We start from the raw sequence: 18,942 nt of genomic DNA, 5'->3' as shown, positions 1-18,942 counted from the left end.
GCAACCGCACAACAAAGGAAATAGCCATGATCGATGTCTATAGCTGGGCCACGCCTAACGGCCACAAGATCCACATCCTGCTGGAGGAGCTGGGCCTGCCGTATCGCGTACACGCCATCGATATCGGCGCCGGCGACCAGTTCAAGCCGGATTTCCTGTCGATCTCGCCCAACAACAAGATCCCCGCCATCGTCGATGCCGACGGCCCCGACGGCAAACCGATCTCGCTGTTTGAATCCGGCGCGATCCTGCTTTACCTGGCCGGCAAGAGCGGCCGTTTCCTCGGCCATACCGACCGTGAAAAATTCAATACCCTGCAATGGCTGATGTTCCAGATGGGCGGCGTCGGGCCGATGCTGGGCCAGGCTCACCATTTCCGCATCTACGCGCCGGAAAAGATCGAGTACGCGGTCAACCGCTATACCAATGAAGCCAAGCGTCTCTATGGCGTGATCGACAAGCAGTTGTCGCAACACCCATACCTGGCCGGCAATGAATACACGATCGCCGATATCGCCACGTTCCCGTGGCTCCGTTCCTGGAAAAACCAAGGCATAGAGCTGAGCGAATATCCGCACCTGAAAACCTGGTTCGACGCCATCAGCGAACGGCCGGCGGTGAAACGCGGCGTCGAGGTGCTGGCCTCGGCGCGCAAGCCGCTGACCGACGACAAGGCGCGGGATATCCTGTTCGGCAGCCAGCAGTACCAGAAGCGGTAAAACCCTCGTGGCGGGCGGCGCCCGTCCTACGACTGCGGTGCGGGGTAGCTGACCGCCAGTATTTCCAGTTCGTCGATCCCGGCCGGCGTCATCAGGGTCACGCTCTCGCCTTCATGCGCCTTGGTCAAGGCGCGCGCCACCGGCGAAATCCAGCTGATCTTGCCATGCAGCGGATCGAGTTCGTCGATGCCGACGATGGTCACCGTATGTTCTTCGCCGGCATGGTTCTGGTAACTCACGGTGGCGCCGAAAAACACCTGGTCGCGGCCATGGTGCACGCTTGGATCGACTACTTCCGCCAGGTCCAGCCGCTTGGTGAGAAAGCGGATGCGGCGGTCGATTTCACGCAGCCTGCGCTTGCCGTAGATGTAATCGCCGTTTTCCGAACGGTCGCCGTTCGAGGCGGCCCAGGAAACGATGCGCACCACTTCCGGCCGGTCGACGTCGATCAGGCGCAACAGCTCGTCCTTCATGCGTTGGTAGCCTTCGGGAGTCATGTAATTCTTGGTGCCGGGCGGAATCGCCGGCAATCCGAATTCGAGATCGTCGTCATCGCCTTCGGATTCTTTTACAAATGCCTTGTTCATAGCTGACATTGTAGTTCCAAATACACTACGGCTGCCGATTTTGCCCCGAACCATGGCTTTTCTTGCATAGCGGTATGGTAAAGTCGGATTAGTGCAATGTTGCCCGTGCTGACTTCCGCCATATGCCTTCCTCCCTTTCCCGCAATACATCTTCCGCTCCGTTCCGGATCGGCCTCGCCGCCAACCGCAGCCACCAGCAAGGCCCGGAATCGGCGCTGGCGCAGCTGCTGACCGGCAGCCGCAGCAGCATCGAACAGCAGCTCAAGCCGCAGCTGGTCGTGGTCGGCCGCACCCTGGACGCCATGCAGCAGCTGGGCCTGCTGGAAAATTATCCGCACATCGAACGCTTCCCCTACGGCCGTCACGGCGGCTTGATGAAGCTGGTGTCGCGGGTGGTCGACGCCGATCCGGCGCGCACCCTGGATGCGGTGATTTACCTGATGGATCCGGTCGATCCTTCTTCGATCTTTCCGGAAGCGGTAGCCTTGAAACGCCAATGCGTGATCCATGGCAAACCGTTTTTGTCGACGCTGGCCGGCGCCCGCGAATGGTTGGAGCTGGAGGCCACGGCGGACGGCGCCGCGCCAAATCCGGCACTGGATCCGACCTTCGACCTGGCGCAGGAAGGCATCGCCCTGATCGCCCACGACGCCATGAAAGACCGGATGCTGGAAATTGCGGAACGCCATTTCGCCCTGCTTGACCAGTTCGCATTCCGCTGCGCCACCGGCACTACCGGCAGCCTGCTCAACAAGCTGGCGCAGAAAATCAAGGGCGAAGAAGCCGGCCGCAACTGGGTCAAGCCCTTTCTCAGCGGCCCGCTCGGCGGCGACGCCCAGATCGCCGAGCTGATCCTCGACCGCCAGCAATGCCGGCGCGTATTGTTCCTGGAAGACCCGCATGTCGCCCGCCAGCACGAAGCCGACATCCAGCTGCTGGAACGCGCCGCCCGCACCGTCACCGACTATGCGCTGTGCATCAGCGACGCCGAATGCGGCGAGCGCTGGCTCACGCTGTTGCAGCAGCGCGCCGCGCAAAACCAGCCTGCCGCGCCGCGCTAGGCTTTAAGCGGCAGCCGGCGCAATCCGCTATTGATAAACGATGGTGAAGGTTGCGGTGCCGTTGGCCTTGCCGGTATTGATGTTGGGCGTGGTCTGGTAGTACCGGGCCTTGAACGGCACGACGTACTGTATGTCGTCGGAAGGACCGACATTGATGGAGTTGGTGTCGGCAACCGTCGATGTCGTGAATTTCACCGGCGTCCTGGTCTGGTCCAGCACCTGGATGCCGACCCCGGTCGCCACGCCGGGCTCCTGGGTCAGCTGCAGGACGCCCGGCTTGTTGGCGGGATCGGAGGTCGCCGCCATGTTCAATGCGATGATGTTCTGGGTATTCTCGCCGCGCTGGCAATTCAGCTTGATATTGAAATCCTTTTCGCCGGCCGTACTGCCGACTCCCTTGAAATTGCTCCTGGAAACGGCCCCCAGGTTCACCGCGATGTTCTTTGAACCGACGTCAACCGTACAGGTGGGCGTAACGATGGTAATTGCGTTGACATCGAGATAGGTGGTGAGCACGGACAAATTGTCCGCGACGCTGTAGTACTTGGTATAGATGCCTGGCGCCAGAGGACCGCTGCCGGTCTTGGGACCGGTCTTGAACAGCTCGACGACAAATTTGGAGTTGACGTCGAATAGGCCGAAATCGGTAGTAGTGGAGCGAGTATGGGCATAATAAGTGGAGCTGACCCCAGTGAAATAGCGTGACAGGCGAACGCCGATTCCGGTGACGTTGGTGGAATACACATGGTCGTATCCCGTGATCATCTGTCCTTGCAGCATGTCGCCGTTTACCGTGCCGCCGTTGGTGCAATTCCATGGTTTGTCGAGTTGCCCGCCCTGCAGCGGCAAGTTGAATTCTTTTCTTGCGATGAGCGCCCCCACAGCCAGGTCGCTCGGCAGATAGACCTTGCCGAAAAACATGTTGATCGTTTTTTCCGTATATGCCGGATTTTTAAAGCAGGCCGCCTGCGCTACCTGGGCGCCGGCCAGCAAGCACATGAAGACCAGCATGCCGGCCAGGCCGCGATGCCGTCCCGCCAATTTTTGCGCGCATCTGCTTAACATGGTATTTCCGTTGTTCATGACATCATCCTGGTTTTCATGGTGTGCTCATTCGCACTGCGCATTCATTTGACGAATCGGCGCCGGATTTTTCTCGGCCGGCACCTGGTATTTGATGCTGCATTGTTCGGCCGCGCCCTGGCCCCACTTGACCTTGAACACGCCGGCATCCTTGGCGCCGGTAACGAAAGTCTGGCCCTCGCTGCCGACGATGCCCATCTCTTGCCCCTGCCCATCCTCGACCTTGGCGCCGAAAGGCAGCGGCTTGCCGCTCTTGTCGGCCAGGTTCAGCATCAAGCGCAAGCCTATCGAAGTCGCGAACTTGGCCAGCACCACCGCGCCGCGGGTCGGCACCACATCCATGGCGGCGTTCTTGATTTCCACTTCGTCGCCCAGGTCCTCGGTGCGCACCGCCAGGCGGTTGACCCGGTACGGGCTCAGGTTCGCCAGCACCGCATTGCCGCGGCTATCGGTACGGACGCCCGGATACACCTCGAAGCCGACATTGGCGGCGTCCGGCGCTTCCACCAGCGCCATGGTTTCGCCCAGCGGCTGCGACAAGGTCACGCCGCCGCCATGCACCACCAGCCCGCCCGCCACGCCCAGCGTGGTCTGGCCGTAGCCGGAACCTTGTGCGCGGCCGAAGTCGAACCGGCCGTATTGCGAGAGGTAGCTGGCGGACGCGCTGCCGCTGTTGTCGCTGCGGTTCGAATGGGTTGTCGATACGTTATAGGTCAGGCGGCCGTCGTCCAGCGCCGAGCCGTAGACGCTGGCTTGCTGGCTGACTTCGCCGTTGTTGCCCTGCGCCGCCGAGTAGCGGGCGTAGGAGCGGCTATCGCCCAGCGGCATCGACAAGGTCACCATCAGCTGGCGGCTGGACGGTCCGCTCAGGTTGGTGCTGTTGTTATAGAAAAAGCTGTAGGTGAACTGTTTGTAGAAATTCGAATAACCGAGCTGGATCAGGCGTGTCTTCTGGCTCGTGCCCCAATAGCTTTGCTGCTGCGCCGAGGCGTAGACGCTGCCGCCCCTGCTGCCCAGCTGCTGGGCGAAATCCAGCTGCAGCTGGCTGCGGCGGTTGTTGAGCACCTGGCCGTTTTGCAGGTCCTGCATCTGCGCCGCTTCCTGGAACGTACGGAAGCCGCCGGTGGAGTAACGATAACCGGCCATGCGGACGCTGGTGCCGTAATTCTCGAAAGACTTGGCGTACAGGAAACGCAGCGACTGGCCGTCGTAGCTCTGGTTGAACGGTCCCTTGGTATGCGCTTGCGACAGGTCCGCCGAGATGGCGCCGAAATCGCGCAAGTTCTTGCCGACGCCAAACACCACCGACTGGTGGATCTCGGAACCGATGACGCCGCCGTACAGCGAAAATTCCCGGCCCAGCCCGCGTGCCAGCGTGCCTTGCATGAAAAACGGCTTGGCGCCGCTGACATTCGAGCCCAGGCCGTTGCGGTATTGGCCCGCGGTAGCGCTGTAGCGCCAGACGCCTTCGCGCAGCAAGGTCGGCACGGCGGAGAACGCTTGCTTGAACCTGGTTTCGCGGCCATCCGCTTCGGTAATCGTCACTTCCAGGTCGCCGCTGGTGGACGTCGGGTATAGATCGTCCAGTACAAATGGACCAGGTGCGACGTAAGTGCTGTACACCACGAAGCCGTTCTGGCGCACCGTGACGCGGGCGTTGGTTTGCGCCACGCCGCGGATGGTTGGCGCATAGCCTTGCTGGCTGTCGGGCAGCATGCCGTCGTCGGACGCCAGCTGGACGCCGCGGAACTGGAAGGAATCGAAAAAATTGCCCGGCGTGGTGCTGTCGCCGAGCGTCAGCTGGCCGCCCAGCGCAGCGATGTCGCGCTGCAGGTAGGAAGTCACCGATTGCCAATGGCCTTGGCCGTCGAGGCCGCGGTTGTAGGTCGAGAAATTGCGGAAGCGCCAGTCACCCAGGTTGAAGCCGCCGCGCAGGCCGGCATACAAGGTATTGCGCGCCTGGCTGGTGGTGTTCTGGTTGGCGTTGAAATCGGTAATGCTGTTGCCGGTGCCGCCGAAGTTGTTGCCACCATCATAGCGCGCCGCCGAAAACTGATAGTCCAGCATGCCGACATTGATGCCCTTGTCCCACTTGTCAGGACTGATGGCGCCGCGCGCCTGGCGCTTCATGGCGGCCTGCGGGATGCTGAGCGTCAGGCGCAGTTTCTCGCCGTTATAAGAAACGCTGGAACCGGGAATCGCCTTTGCCAGGTCAATGCACTGGTCGCCGGCCGCCATCAGCGCCGGGAATACTTCGACCTTGACGCCCCAGCCTTCCAGCATGCTGCGGGTGATGCAGGCCTGGGCGCTCTTGCTGTCCGCAGCATCGTCTGGATTGTCGACAAAATTGACCTGGCTCTGGCCAACGCTGCTTTCATTGAGGCTGACGTCCACCAGGTAGCTGCCGGGCAAGACCCGGTTGCCGAACGCGAACAAGGACAGGTCGGCACGGCTTTGATCGCCGCCGATGTCCAGGAACTGCTCGTTGAATACCGAGCCGCCCTGGCCTTGGGCGTGCGCTACCTGCGCCAGCACGGCCAGCGTAATCGCGGACAGCGCCAGGCGTACCGGTTTGCGTTGATGCGACAATCTGATCACAGTTTTCCCTTCCTTTGTTTCTGCCTTGCGCGGCAGACTGACTTGCCTTGACAGGATCTGTTGCTTGCTATCTGGGAGACGACGGTGTTATTTGCCTGCGGCAGGCGCGGCTTCCGGGATCGGCTGCTGCACTTGCTGCAATACTTGCGACCCGGCGCCGCCAACCGCGGCCTTGGCCGTTACTTCCGGCGTTTCACCGCCGTAGTCGTTGATCGTGGTGTAGCTGGCTTCGATCGCCTGCGGGGCGCCGATAACGGTCAGCGGGAAATCCAGCGCGCCGAAAGCCGGCACCATGCCAGCCCTGGTCTGCTCTTTGTTGCCGTTGATTTTGAAACCGGTAAACGTGACGTTGTAAGCGCTTGGATTGCTCACCCGCAGCGCGGCGCCCTTGCCGTCCTCGCCAGGCACCACCGACAAGGTGACCAGTCCGCGCGCCTCGTCAGGCTTGCCCGCCAGGCCGGCGGGCCGGTAGAACACCTTGATGCGGGTGCGCACGGCGACCTGCAGTACATTTTGCTGGTCCGATTTTTCCGGGATTTCCTTGACGTTGAGCCAGAACACCGATTCGCGGTCGCTCGGCAGGTCGCCGCCAATGCGGACGATGCGCAAGATGTTTTCCGCGCCGGGATCCATGCGCGCCAGCGGCGGCGTCACCAGCAGCGGCGTCTTGTTCTTGCCTTCGCCGGCATCGATCCAGGTTTGCACGACATAGGGCGCGGTGCCGGTGTTCTTCAGCGGAATCGACGCCTGCCGGTCTTTCTCGCCCAGGATCACGCGGGTGCCACCCAGCATCACGCCGGCGCCGGCCGACAGTGCGCTGAACGCCAGCACGCTCCCGACCGCAAGGGAAGAAAAGAATTGTTTGCTCAACATGGAAGACCTCGTCTATCAAAATGTCCTATGCACAAATTTCTAAGCAAGCACAGGCTAGCGTGCTCACAAATTGATGCATGGGTAATGCGGGAAAATGATGGCTGGCTTGCCGCTACCGTTGCCGCAGGCCAGCCCATCCTTAAAGCCTGGCCGTCGCAAGCGCCAGGCTGCCCGTTTCGCGCAACTGCGCGAAACGGGATAAAGCCGTTTTAGGATTTTTGCGAAGCGCGTCGATTACAGGTAAGAAACGACGAACTGTGCTGTCGAGTTAGCTGGACCGACTGTCACCGCAGTGCTGGTCGAAATGTAGGCAGCCTGGAACTTCAAAGGATTGTTGCCCAGGCCCAGAACGTAAGTGCCCGATGCCGAACCGACAGGGATCTTGGTGCCGGCCGAGTCGCCCAGCTCGATCGCCACGCCAGTTGCAGCAGTCACGCCGACTTGGCCGGCGTTAGCGATAGCCAGGTCGTCTTTCACGGTAGCGTCGGTGGTGCCGGTAAAGGTCACGGTTGCGCCCTTGGCTGTCGGGCCGCAGTCGGTCAGCAGGATCGTGAACTTCGACGGTGTCGACTTCTTGCCGGCAACGCTGCCGAACACTGTGCGCGACACGTCGCCCAGGGGTACGGTGATGTTTTGGCTGGACGGGTCGACAGTGCATGGGGAGTCAACGATATTGCCGTTGAAGTTAACCGTGCCGCCGTCAGCGAAGGCCGCTTGGGACAACAGACCTGCAGCAGCAACTGCAACCAACTTAGCGATAGTCATTTGTTTCATTTTTACCCTCAAATATAAAAGTAGATGTTCGATTCAAATTAATGAATTGCCAACACGGCGAAACACATTCTAGGGGCAAAAAGACACAAAAATGCATTCATGACAATGTTTAACAATTACTAACCATCACTAATTATTAATGTGCAATAAATGACATGGGAATTTAGGGGGATTTGTATCTTTATTACTATCTTCAACAATCAATTAAACGCGGAAACTTCAATACTGGATTACCTTTCCGGGCGATGAAAGAAATCTGAAAGGATCCTTAAAGCAATCAATTATTCGGCGGAAACATCATCAATGCCTGGCGGCAATATGTAACTTTGTCGTGCAAATACGACAACTTTATTAAATCCCGTGACACATTTCCTTGCGAATCAAGATATCTGCTTAATTTTTCCTGCAAACAACCGTTAACACTATTCAGGAAAACCGATTTTCAGTCCCCTTCACCATCCACATAAAAAAATCCAAGATGCGTAATGAAAATTTCATAGTTCGAGAACCTTTGCTTGATCCGAAACAAGGCGTGGTCGGTTACGACCTCACCTGGCAGGAAACTGGCGGCGCCGACGGGCAAGCGGATGAAGAGGATTTGCATGCCTTGCTGGATTTCGTCGCCGGCCAGTTGAGCGACGAGAAAAACGGCTGGCTGCTGGGCAATAAACTGCTGTTCCTGGAAGCATCCCCGGCCCTGCTGAACAGCGCAGCGATCCAAAGGATGCCAGCCGCCAGCACGGTGCTGACCCTCAAGCACGACGACCTGGCCGACCCCGCCACATTGGCGGCGGTAAAAAACCTGCGCTCCGCGGGTTACGGCATTTCCCTGCGTGGCGCCGAGCTCGGCGGCGGTGCGCTGCCCACCGACATCTCGCATCTTGAAGTGCGGTTCTCCGCCGGCGATTTTGCAGCGCAAGCGCGGCGCTACGCCGCGCTGAAAAAATCGTCGCTGCGCATGGTCGGCCGGCCGGTCAGCAACTGGCAAGACTACGATGCTTGCGCCATGCTGGGGCTGGACGCCTTCGTCGGTAAGCTGCATTTGACGCCGCGCCCGGGCAAACGCGCCACCGGCCTGAACCCGGCGCAGCAGATCATCGTGCAGATCATGAACCTGGTCGCCAAGAATGAGAACCTGCAAAAGATCGAAGAAATCTTCAAGCGCGATCCCGGCTTGTCCTATGAGCTGCTGCGTTTCATCAATTCCGCCGCATTCGGCTTGAAGACGGAAGTCCAGTCATTGCGCGCCGCCCTCGCCCTGCTCGGCTACGAGGCGCTGTTCCAGTGGCTGTCCTTGCTGCTGGCCACCGCCAGCAGCAGCGGTTATTCGCCGGTGCTGATGGAAACCGCGATCATCCGCGGCCGTTTCTCGGAGCTGCTGGGACAAAAATACCTGCCCAAGGGCGAATCGGAAAACCTGTTCGTGGCGGGGATTTTTTCACTGCTGGACCGGCTGCTGGGCGTCAGCATGGAAGAAGTGCTGGCCAGCATCAAGCTGTCCGACCAGGTGGCTGCGGCCTTGCTGACCCGTTCCGGGCCGTACGGTCCTTACGTGGCGCTGGCCGAGGCTTGCGAACTGAATTCGCCGCTGGTCGGGCCGCTGGCGAGTTCGCTCAAGATCAGCCCGATGGAAGCCAACCTGGCGCACCTGTCGGCGCTGGCATGGGCGCAGAAACTGGGCGTGCCGGCGGCTTCTTAGGCGCTGCCGGTTTCCGGGCCGGCTACAGTGCCGCGGCGGCTGCCGGCGGGTGGTTCCCCGGCAGCTGCCGCTGCCAGCTGCGCAAGCCGATCACCGCCAGCACGATGAAACCGGCATACAAGCCCGCGGTCAGGTTCAGGTCTTTATAGACATATACGCCGACGTAGATAATGTCGACCGCGATCCACAGCCACCAGTTGGCGACGTATTTGCGCGCCATCCAGAACTGGGCCACCAGGCTGAAGCTGGTCAGGGCTGAATCCAGCCATGGAATGTGGGCGTCGGTAAAACTGGCCATGACATAACCCAGCATAACGCTGCCCGCCACGCCGGCCAGCAGGCCGATCAGCAAACCTTGCTTCGGCAAGCGCTGCGGCTGGATATGCTGGCTGTCCTGCCCTGGCGCTCCCCGCTTCCACTGCCACCAGCCGTACAGCTGCATGACGGCAAAGATCAGCTGCAGCAGCAGGTCCGAGTACAGTTTCGCCACCAGGAAGATGCGCGCATACAGCAGCACCGATACCAACCCTATCGGCCAGCACCACAAATGACGGCGCGCAGTCAGCCAGACTGCCAGGGCGCTCAATATGACTGCAACGATTTCCAGAGCTGACATCAAGGCTCCTGTTGACCGGTTTTACGCGCGCAGCGGCGCTGCAGGTGATCCAGCAAATACTGGCCGGCGTCGCTGTTGAACCACTCGGCATGGCCGAGGAAATAGATGTCGTAGGCCAGTGCCGAGTTTTCGGCGGACTGCTGCACGCCGTGGAAATACGCCAGCTCCGACAACGCAAATTCGGCATGCGCCAGCGGCAGCAGCGCCGGCAAGGCAGCCGCTTCCAGCAGCGACAATGGCCGCAGCGCTTCATAGGCGTCGAGCATGGCGTCCAGCTGGCCGATGTGCACCAGCGGCCGCTGTTCGGGCGGCGGCGTCGACGGCAAAGCCAGCCACTCGATCATGTTGCGCTCGATGGCGATGGCAAGATCATAGACCGCGCAGGTGCGGTCGGCCAGGCCGAAATCGACTATCGTCGTTACCGCGGCCGGTCCGTGCGCCTGCCATAGCAGGTTGGAGGCATGCCAGTCGTTATGCGTCCACAACGGCGCCAGGCCGTGCAGCATCGGACTCAGGCGGGCGTGGAACGGCAGCAGCGCACGGGTTACCTCCTGCGGCCAGTCGCGCTGCGCCAGGTAGCCGGCCAACGCCGGCCTTTCCTGTATGTAGTGCCGGATCCGTTCCAGCACCTGTTGCGGATTGTCGGTATTGAACAAGGTGAAACCGGAGGCCAGTAATTTGGTGCGGCGTGCGGGTGCATCGTAACCGCGCGCGGCAAGATGCAGCTTGGCCAGCGCGCTGCCTGCCGCCGCCGCGTCTTCGGTGCTGGCAAACGGGGTCCACGAGGTGGCGTCGCGATAGCGGTCGACGCCCTGGCCGAGGCTCTGCACCTCGTAGATCCAGCCGCCGTCTGCGTGGGCAGTGCTGCCGTCGCTGGCCTGCAATACCTCGCTGACCGCCAGGCCGCGCTGCCGCAGGTGCGCCATGAAGCGGTGCTCGTCCATCAATTCGTCGGCGCTGCGGATCGCCCGCAGCAAGCGCTTGACGAACAGCGGACCCGATTCGGTGGCGGCCACGCAGGCGCTGGAAAACGGCCGCGGGCTGTGCCACTCCAGGCGCGTGACGACGCCGGCTTGCGGATAGTGGCGCAACAGCCGCGCCACCTCGTCCAGGGTCAGCGCCGGCCAGCTCGACGCCACCGCGTCAAGGCCCATGCCGTGGCTCAACACCGTCCCGTGTCCGTCCACGCCATCTTGTCTCGCGTCGCTCATGCAGCGTTTCCCGGTCCGGATCAGAAGTCGTACTGGACCGACAGGCGAGCCGTGCGCGGCGCACCCAGGTGCAGGTAACCGTCGCCGATGTATTCGCCGACATCTTTCCAGTAACGCTTGTCGAACAGATTGTCCACGCTCAGGCGCAGCACGGTGGAGTGGCCCCGCCAGCTGGTCTTGTAGCGCAAGCCGGCGTTGAACAGATGGTAGGCCGGCACATCGACGTTGCCTTCCCGCGTCGCCGCCTTGCTGCCGCTGTACTGCCAGCCGCCCAGCAGGCTCAGGCCGGCGACCTCGGGTACGGCATAAGCGGCATACAGGGCGGCGCGCAGGCGCGGCACGTTGAGCGCCTGGTGGCCGTCGTAGGCCGGCGTGCCTGTGTCTTCGGCGCGCGCCTGGATCAAGGCCAGGCTGGCCGTCAGCCGCAACTGCTTGCTGACCTGCCCGGCCGCGCTCAGTTCGATCCCGCGGTGGGTTTCGGTACCTTGCTGGACGTAGCTGAAACCGCCTGCGTCCGGCATCGGATATTCGTAAGGCTTGCGCATCTGGAAGATCGCCGCGCTCAGGCTGAGCTGGTCCAGCCAGTCGTATTTGACGCCGGCCTCGATCTGGCGCGACACGGTCGGCGGCAGGAAGGCAAAAGCGTTCTCGGTCCACCACGGCGCCTGGCCGCCCATCGTCAAGCCTTTGCTGTAGCTGGTGTACAGCGACAGGTCGGCTTGCGGCTTGTAGACCAGGGCGATCTGCGGCAACAGCAATGTCTTGTCGGTGGTGCGCGTCGCCGCGCCGGTGATGTCCAGCGCTCGTTCGTTGACCCACACCTGGCGCGCGCCGGCGATCAGCTGCCACTGCGGATTGAAGCTGAGGCGATCGACCGCAAACAGGGCTTTCTGCCGGCTGTCCAGACGCAGGTAGGAAGCGTCCGGCGTCAATGCCGATGGTGCGTAGACGATCGGGTTCGGATTATAGATATTGTCGCTGCCGACTGGAATATTCACTCCATCACTTTGTGACACGGTACGCCGAAAAAAGCTAGCTCCCATAGTCAGTTCATGACGCAACTTGCCAGTATCTAGATGGCCTTGCAGTACAGCTTGCAGTTGGTCATTGCGACGCGTGTCATCTGGAAATCGGTAATCGTAAATATCAAAGTCACCGTTTGCACCAAAATAACGCGACGGTGTTCCGTCATTGGTACATGTACTAGGATCAACACAATGCCCATATGGAAACGCCGAGTTATCGTCGATCACCACCCGGCTGCGGCTGGCCGCCACATAAGCGCGCCAGTCCGGCGCCAGGTCGAGGTCCAGGCGCAAGTTCAGGTTCAGCGAATTGATCGTCACCGGCTTGGCCCACGGCTGCGCGCCCAGCAGCTTGCTCGGCGCAACGTCGCTTGGAATGCCGGTGCCGCCCAGCAGCTGGTAGCCGGGCGCCGAGCGTTGTTCGCGATGCTGGTATTCGGCGTCGAACTGCAGCCGCGCCTGCGGCGTGATCACCCAGTCGGCCGCCAGCGAGGCGAAATTGCGCTGGCCGTCGGTATCGTTCACATATGAATGCAGGGTTTCATGTGCGGCATTGATGCGGATGCCGAACTGCTTTTGCTGGCCGAACAGGGTGCCGATATCGGCCGCCAGGTAACGCGAGCCGCGCGAATCGGTTTCCAGCGTCACCGAACGCACGTCGGCCGGCCGCTTGGTCACGTAGTTGATCAGGCCACCGGGCGCCGCCATGCCGCTTTGCAGGCCGGCCAAACCCTTCAGGATTTCGATGCTCTCTTTGTTTTCCAGCGCCACGTTCTGTTCGCCGGCAATGCTCATGCCGTTGATCTGGTAGCTGGAGGCAAGGTCCAGCGCAAAACCGCGGATGGTGAAGTTTTCGTAATAGCCGACCGGCGTGTAATTGTCGCCGACCGCGGCATCGTTGCGCACCACCTCGCTCAGCAGGCGCGATTGCTGGTCGTCGAGCTGACCGCGCGTGACGACCGAAATCGAAGCGGGGGTATCGAGCAGCGAAGCCTGGCCGAATGTAGCAACCGAAGCCGAGCTCTTGCGATAACTGTCGGCGCCGGTACCGGCGCCAGTCACGGTAATGGTCGGCAGGACCGGATCGCCATCCGCCTTGGCCGACGCGCCTGGCGCCGTTTCCTTTTGATCGGGAACGCCCTGTCCATGCGCCATCTGGGCGGCCGCCGCGGCAATCAGGGTGATCAGGAATTTTCTTTTGGCCGGGAGCGGCAAGCCGCCGCCAAACGCCGGGTAAAACGCTTTTATATTTATCATTACTTTATTGCCAGTCCAAAACCGAAGTCCGCGCTGCCTGTCCTTATACCCGGCGGGTGCCGGTGTCGACCGCTTTGGTCTGGCCCGATTCCAGCGTAAACCCGGCGCCGGAATCGGTGCCCAGCACTTTCACCAGGTAGGGCATCAGCTCTTTGAGCATCGGCTCCAGCGTCCACGGCGGGTTGATCACGAACATGCCGCTGCTGTGCAGGCCGAAGCCGTCCGGCGACGGCGTCTTCACCGTCAGCGTGACGTTCAGCCAGCCATTCGCCTTCATGCGCTTTAGCTTGTCCGGCATCTGGCGCGATTCCATGCGGTTCAGCAGCGGATACCAGACGGCGTAAGTGCCGGTGGAGAAACGCGTGAGCGCGTCTTCGATGGTGTTCTTGACGTGGCGGTAGTCTTCTTTCACCTCATACGGCGGATCGATCAGCACCAGGCCGCGGCGCGACGGCGGCGGCAGCAAGGCCTTCAGGCCGAGGAAACCGTCGCCCAGCTGGATCATGACGCGCTTGCCGCGGCCGTTGCCGCGCGGGTTGCGCTCCGCTTCCAGGCGGCGGAAATTATCCGTCAGGATCTTGCCGTCGCTCGGATGCAGCTCAAACAGGCGCAGGCGATCCTGCTCGCGCATGACGGCATCGGCGCAATACGGTGAACCCGGGTAATAACGCAGCTTGCCGTCCGGGTTGAGCTGCCTGACGACATCCACGTATTCCGCCACCGCCGGCGGCAGGTCCTTGCGGTCCCAGAGGCGGCTGATGCCGGTTTCGAATTCGGCGTTTTTCGACGCGTAGCCGCCATCCAGCGCATACACGCCGGCGCCGGCATGGGTGTCGATCACCATGTAGGAAGTGTCTTTCTGACCCAGGTAACGCAACAGCTGGATGGTGACCAAGTGCTTCAGCACGTCGGCATGATTGCCCGCATGGAAGGCATGGCGGTAACTCAACATAGGAAACTCTATCGTGGTGAAGTGTGTTGCCACACTCTACATCAAAGCGCCGGTCGGCTGCCGTGTAGAGGTGAGGCGTAGATGGCTTGGGGAGGCTGCGTAGCACAACCCCGCAGCGCAAACGACCCGCATTTTAACCTAGATTCGGTAGTTGACCGCTCATTGGCCCCGTGAAGCCCGATAGGCATCTGCCGCCGCTCTTTCGATAAATCCCGCTACTGGATTGAGAACGCTACGGGAGCGATTGCACACTTTTCCGGCCCTCTGGCGTCGTTGCTCCTCCTAGTGGAATTACAGTCCACGTCGTCGTCGCGCCTAGCCAGAGGGCCGGAAAAATGCACACTCGCTCCCGTTCAACTACCGAATCTAGGTTAACCATCGCAGCATTCGATAAGAAAAAGCTATTCGGCGGAAGATTGCATTTTCAACATCTCTTCCGCCACCTTGACGCAGGCTTCGATATGGCGGTTGCCTATGGCCCGGAAGGCAGAAAAGCCGATTGCCGCCGACACCATCTGGCCGGCGATCGGCACCAGCCGGGTGGCGTTCTTGGAGAGCACCTTGACGCCGCTGCGGGTCAGGATTTTCAGCATGAGTTCACGCGTCACCGCCCGCCCGATCAGCGTGCTGCCGAGGCCGACGATGGTGCTGTAGGTAGCCACCTTGAGTTTTGGCTGGAGTTTGTCGATCTGCTGCGGCGTCAGGCCGAACTCGGCGTTGATATCTTCGATCAGCCGCGACAGCAGGTGGATGTCGACCGCGATATCGACGCCCAAGATCGGCAGCGCCGAAGCGCCGGCCGACAGCAAGGCCCGCTTCGCCACCATCTGGCGGCAGCGGTGGCGCACCGCGTGCAGCGCACGCTCGGTAGCGGGGATCAGGACCAGGTCAGCCTGCCTGGACGGCATCTTGCGTCCAGGCAGGCGGCCACGCAAGGCGTCCAGCATCAGCTAGCTGCCTTGCCTTTGACAAAGCCGTAAATCAGCAACAGGATAAAAGCCCCGACGATCGAGCCGATAAAACCCGCACCTTGGCCGGCGTGGTACCAGCCGAGGGCCTGGCCGATATAACCAGCCAAAAACGAACCGGCAATACCCAGCAAGGTAGTCACGATAAAACCCATGTTTTCCCTCCCTGGATGAAGAAATTTAGCAATCACGCCGACGATGAAACCTACGATGATTGTCCACAGAATTTCCATTGCTGCTCCTAAGAGTTGATATTGTTTGCGGGGCGGCTGCCTTGGGCAAAGCCGGTGGCCCGCTGTCCAATATAGAGCAAACTCCGGCCGCACGCAGCGATTGCGAGGTAAATTTATGTGAAATATTGTCTCGGCAACATTATTCAGGCGTGCAGCTCCTTCGAGCGGTCCAGCCGGAAATACGCATCCAGCAAGGAGGTCTTGTAGACCGCGCCCAGCAGTTCCGGATCTTCATGGCTGCGCACCACCGGCAGCCGCTCGCCCTGGTGGTCAAGGAAAGACTGCAAGGCGTCGCCCAGCGACATCTCGGGCGTCACCACATGCAGGAATTCGCGCCGCACGAAATCGGCAGCCACCTTCTCTTGTGTCTCGCTCTTTTCCAGCAGGCAGGAAGTAATGTCTTGCAAGGCCACCACGCCGCAATAACGATTGCGCTGGTCGACGATGTAGATGTATTTCACCGGATACTTCAGGAACATGCCGCTGATTTCGGCAAACGGCGCCGTCAGCGGCAGCACGGTGTCCGCCGGCCGGATCAGCTCGCTCATGTGGATGCCGCGCAGGCGCACCCGTTCCTGCGCATCGCGGTTGCGCTTGATCGTGATGTCGTACATGGAGGCGCCGTTGATGCTGCGTGCAACAAAATAAGCCACCACGCAGGACAGCATCAGCGGCAGCACCACCTGGTAGCTCAGGGTCATCTCGAAAATCATCAGGATCGCCATCAGCGGCGCGCTGGTGGCCGCCGCCAGGAAGGCGCCCATGCCCACCATGGCATACGCGAACGGCGCCGAGGTAAGGTCCGGCAGCACGATATGCAGCAGCTGCCCGAACAGATAGCCGATGGCGGCGCCGACGAACAAGGTCGGCGTGAAGATGCCGCCGACCGCGCCGGAACCGGTGGTGATGGCGGTGGCCAGGACCTTGAACACCAGCATCAGCAATACGCTCCACCACAGCCAGGGCGTATGCAGCAGCGAATTGACCACGCTGTAGCCATTGCCCCATACCTCCGGCAGCCAGATCGAAATCAGGCCCACCAGCAAACCTCCCAGCGCCAGCCGCGGCGGCAGCGGCAAGGCGGTCCGGGTAAACAATTTCTTGGAAAATGCCAGCAAACGCAGGAATTGCGGCGCCGCAACTCCGGCCATGATGCCCAGCAGGACGAACCACAGGATCTCGATGCCGGCGACCGGCGGGAACGGCGGCATCTCGTAGGCCGGATGGTAGCCGGGCAATTCGCGCATGGTGATGTTGGCGACCACCGACGCCACCACCACCGGCCCGAAACTTTCCATGACGATCGCGCCCAGCACGATTTCAGTAACGAAAAAAGCGCCGGCGATCGGTGCGTTGTATGCCGAAGTAATCCCTGCCGCCGCGCCGCAAGCCACCAGCAGGCGCAAGCGGGCCGGACTGAAATGCGTGAAGCGGCCCACCAGCGATGCCGCCAGCGCCGCCAGCTGCACCATCGGCCCTTCGCGCCCGATCGAGCCGCCGGAAACCACAGTCGCCAGCGAGGAAAGGCTGCGCAGCAGGCTTTGCCGCACCGGGATGTTGCCGTCGCCGATGGCTACCGCTTCCATGTAATCCGAGGTCGCGCTGGACGGCACGCGCTTCGCCAGCACTAGGATCGCCCCGGCCAGCAGGCCGCCCGCCGCCGGCAGCATCAGGCGCATCCACCATGGCAGGCTCTTGGCCATGGCGACAAAACTGCCGCTATGGCCGGTCAGCAGCGACTGCAAACCGTAGATGCACTCGCGGAACAGCACTGTCGCCAGCGCGCCCAGGAAACCGACCACCGCTGCCCATAGCAGCATCGAATGGCTTTCGGAAAAATGGAACAGGCGTTGCAGGCGGATCCGGTATCTTAGGAGTGTGCTGCGCGCGGTACTGCGTGAGGACATGGTGGCTGGTCGCAAGGAGATATGGTTGGAATGCTGCCGCATCAATTGGCTGGGGGGTTGCCGGGCGCCGCCATCAGCGCGTCGAAGTACGCCATATCCGCGGCTACCGCCGCTTCCGCCTTGCTTTGCATGGCCTGGTAACGGGCGATGACTTCATGCCCGCTGGCCGTCACCTGCGCGCCGCCGCCTTTGGCGCCGCCGGTCGCAGTGGCCACCAGCGGCAGCTTGAAACATTGGTTCATCGCCTCCACCAGCAGCCAGGCCCGGCGGTATGACATGCCGAGCGAACGCGCCGCCGCAGAAATCGAACCGCTCTGATGGATGGCCAGCAGCAACGCTGCCTTGCCGGGACCGAAGGCGATTGCATCGCCCTGCAGCACTCTGAGCCGAATCGATTTGGAATTTGCCATATGCGGGATTGTAGCAAGGAGGTCGGCGGCAAATCAGCTATTTTGTTGGCAGACTCGCCATGCCGGCAAGATTTCACGCAGGCTCGGTGTTTTAAAGTTGACCTACGCTATATCCTGCCATATATTTCGATGTTGTCCGATCTTGCCACCCACCGCCCAGGAGACATTCCATGTTGTGCCGCCTCAAACGCCTCGTTCTTGCCAGCGCCCTTCCCCTGTTGCTGTTGACGCCGGCAGTTCATGCGGCCGACCTGGTGGTCTCCGCTGCGGCCAGCCTGACCAACGCTTTCAAGGATCTCAGCCAATCGTTTGAAGCGCAGAACCCGGACACCAAGGTGATCCTCAACTTTGCCGCCTCCGATATCTTGCTGCAGCAGATCATCAAAGGCGCGCCGGCCGACGTATTCGCTTCGGCCGACCAGGAAGCCATGAACAAGGCCGAAGCCGAAAAGGCAGTGGCGGCCGGCAGCCGCAAGAATTTCGCCAATAACCAGATCGTGCTGATCGTGCCGGCCGACAGCCAGCTGCACATTCAGCAATTGCAGGACCTGGCGCAGCCGGCGGTCAAGCGCGTAGCCTACGGCAATCCGGCTTCGGTGCCGGTCGGCCGCTACACCAAGGCCGCCCTGGAACACGCCAGCCTGTGGGACGCGGTTGCCGCCAAGGGCGTGCCGGCGCAAAACGTGCGCCAGAGCCTGGACTATGTGGCGCGCGGCGAAGTCGACGCCGGCTTCGTTTTTTCCACCGACGCCGCGATCATGCCGGACAAGGTCAAGGTCGCACTGCGCGTGCCTTCGCAAACCGCGGTCAGTTATCCGATCGCCGTCACCAGCAACACCAAACAGGCTGACATGGCGGCCAAGTTCGTCGCCTACGTACTGTCGCCGGCCGGCCAGGCCACGCTGGCGCGCTACGGTTTCTTGAAACCCTGATGACAGAGTGTTATCGTCAAGTTCTTCCGCACGGGAT

At 61.2% G+C, this 18,942-nt stretch carries 17 protein-coding genes; 4 read left to right on the top strand and 13 right to left on the bottom strand.

The window, feature by feature from the left end; translation table 11 throughout:
• Positions 1–26: 26 nt before the first annotated feature.
• Positions 27–719, top strand: coding sequence for a glutathione binding-like protein (locus V8G57_RS00875; protein WP_342827804.1), 693 nt, complete (start codon positions 27–29; stop codon positions 717–719).
• Between the two features lie 26 nt (positions 720–745).
• Here the strand turns inward: V8G57_RS00875 and greB are convergent, their stop codons facing one another.
• Positions 746–1,306 carry a transcription elongation factor GreB gene (gene greB / locus V8G57_RS00870; protein ID WP_092399644.1) on the bottom strand — a complete coding sequence of 187 codons (561 nt, stop codon included), beginning with the start codon at positions 1,304–1,306 and terminating at the stop codon, positions 746–748.
• Positions 1,307–1,428: 122 nt separating this feature from the next.
• Here greB and V8G57_RS00865 point away from each other — a divergent pair, with 122 nt between their 5' ends.
• Positions 1,429–2,367: a methylglyoxal synthase gene (locus tag V8G57_RS00865; RefSeq protein WP_342827802.1), complete on the top strand. Its 939-nt coding sequence runs from the start codon at positions 1,429–1,431 to the stop codon at positions 2,365–2,367.
• 27 nt (positions 2,368–2,394) lie between these two features.
• On the opposite strand, the gene V8G57_RS00860 is transcribed toward V8G57_RS00865, so the two are convergent.
• From V8G57_RS00860 to V8G57_RS00845, 4 genes are all read right to left on the bottom strand, one after another.
• The gene (locus V8G57_RS00860; protein WP_342827800.1) at positions 2,395–3,450 is read right to left on the bottom strand and encodes a fimbrial protein; all 1,056 of its coding nucleotides are present in this window, start codon (positions 3,448–3,450) and stop codon (positions 2,395–2,397) included.
• 27 nt (positions 3,451–3,477) lie between these two features.
• Positions 3,478–6,048: a fimbria/pilus outer membrane usher protein gene (locus tag V8G57_RS00855; protein WP_342827798.1), complete on the bottom strand. Its 2,571-nt coding sequence runs from the start codon at positions 6,046–6,048 to the stop codon at positions 3,478–3,480.
• Positions 6,049–6,135: 87 nt separating this feature from the next.
• A complete protein-coding gene (locus V8G57_RS00850) occupies positions 6,136–6,921 on the bottom strand; it encodes a fimbrial biogenesis chaperone (RefSeq protein WP_342827796.1) in 786 nt (261 codons plus the stop codon).
• A 234-nt stretch (positions 6,922–7,155) separates the two neighbouring features.
• On the bottom strand, positions 7,156–7,695 hold the full coding sequence (locus V8G57_RS00845) for a fimbrial protein (protein WP_425458206.1): 540 nt from the start codon (positions 7,693–7,695) through the stop codon (positions 7,156–7,158).
• Between the two features lie 478 nt (positions 7,696–8,173).
• On the opposite strand from V8G57_RS00845, the gene V8G57_RS00840 reads away from it, so the two are divergent.
• Positions 8,174–9,394 carry an EAL and HDOD domain-containing protein gene (locus tag V8G57_RS00840; protein WP_342827792.1) on the top strand — a complete coding sequence of 407 codons (1,221 nt, stop codon included), beginning with the start codon at positions 8,174–8,176 and terminating at the stop codon, positions 9,392–9,394.
• Positions 9,395–9,416: 22 nt separating this feature from the next.
• Here the strand turns inward: V8G57_RS00840 and pnuC are convergent, their stop codons facing one another.
• The 8 genes from pnuC to V8G57_RS00800 all read right to left on the bottom strand — a co-directional run bounded on the left by pnuC (position 9,417) and on the right by V8G57_RS00800 (position 17,973).
• On the bottom strand, positions 9,417–10,010 hold the full coding sequence (gene pnuC / locus V8G57_RS00835; RefSeq protein ID WP_342827791.1) for a nicotinamide riboside transporter PnuC: 594 nt from the start codon (positions 10,008–10,010) through the stop codon (positions 9,417–9,419).
• Positions 10,010–11,221, bottom strand: coding sequence for a phosphotransferase enzyme family protein (locus V8G57_RS00830; RefSeq protein WP_342827790.1), 1,212 nt, complete (start codon positions 11,219–11,221; stop codon positions 10,010–10,012). Before V8G57_RS00830 ends, pnuC begins: the two co-directional genes overlap by 1 nt.
• 20 nt (positions 11,222–11,241) lie before the next feature.
• Positions 11,242–13,503, bottom strand: a complete 2,262-nt coding sequence (locus tag V8G57_RS00825; protein ID WP_342827789.1) for a TonB-dependent siderophore receptor — start codon at positions 13,501–13,503, stop codon at positions 11,242–11,244.
• 43 nt (positions 13,504–13,546) lie between these two features.
• The gene (locus V8G57_RS00820) at positions 13,547–14,455 is read right to left on the bottom strand and encodes a 23S rRNA (adenine(2030)-N(6))-methyltransferase RlmJ (protein ID WP_092357568.1); all 909 of its coding nucleotides are present in this window, start codon (positions 14,453–14,455) and stop codon (positions 13,547–13,549) included.
• A 401-nt stretch (positions 14,456–14,856) separates the two neighbouring features.
• Complete coding sequence (locus tag V8G57_RS00815) at positions 14,857–15,402, bottom strand: hypothetical protein (protein ID WP_342827788.1); 546 nt, start codon at positions 15,400–15,402, stop codon at positions 14,857–14,859.
• Complete coding sequence (locus V8G57_RS00810; protein WP_144736001.1) at positions 15,402–15,656, bottom strand: GlsB/YeaQ/YmgE family stress response membrane protein; 255 nt, start codon at positions 15,654–15,656, stop codon at positions 15,402–15,404. The genes V8G57_RS00815 and V8G57_RS00810 overlap by 1 nt, the downstream gene beginning before the upstream one ends.
• A 143-nt stretch (positions 15,657–15,799) precedes the next feature.
• Positions 15,800–17,563 carry a ClcB-like voltage-gated chloride channel protein gene (locus V8G57_RS00805; protein WP_342827787.1) on the bottom strand — a complete coding sequence of 588 codons (1,764 nt, stop codon included), beginning with the start codon at positions 17,561–17,563 and terminating at the stop codon, positions 15,800–15,802.
• 41 nt (positions 17,564–17,604) lie between these two features.
• On the bottom strand, positions 17,605–17,973 hold the full coding sequence (locus V8G57_RS00800; protein WP_342827785.1) for a winged helix-turn-helix domain-containing protein: 369 nt from the start codon (positions 17,971–17,973) through the stop codon (positions 17,605–17,607).
• A 170-nt stretch (positions 17,974–18,143) separates the two neighbouring features.
• Between V8G57_RS00800 and modA the strand changes: the two genes are divergently transcribed.
• A complete protein-coding gene (gene modA, locus V8G57_RS00795) occupies positions 18,144–18,905 on the top strand; it encodes a molybdate ABC transporter substrate-binding protein (protein WP_342827783.1) in 762 nt (253 codons plus the stop codon).
• Positions 18,906–18,942: the final 37 nt, after the last annotated feature.

Origin of the sequence: Collimonas rhizosphaerae (assembly GCF_038896935.1) — a bacterium.
GTDB lineage: Bacteria > Pseudomonadota > Gammaproteobacteria > Burkholderiales > Burkholderiaceae_D > Collimonas > Collimonas rhizosphaerae.
Note: the sequence above shows the minus strand (reverse complement) of the source record. Positions and strands in the feature narration are given on the sequence as shown.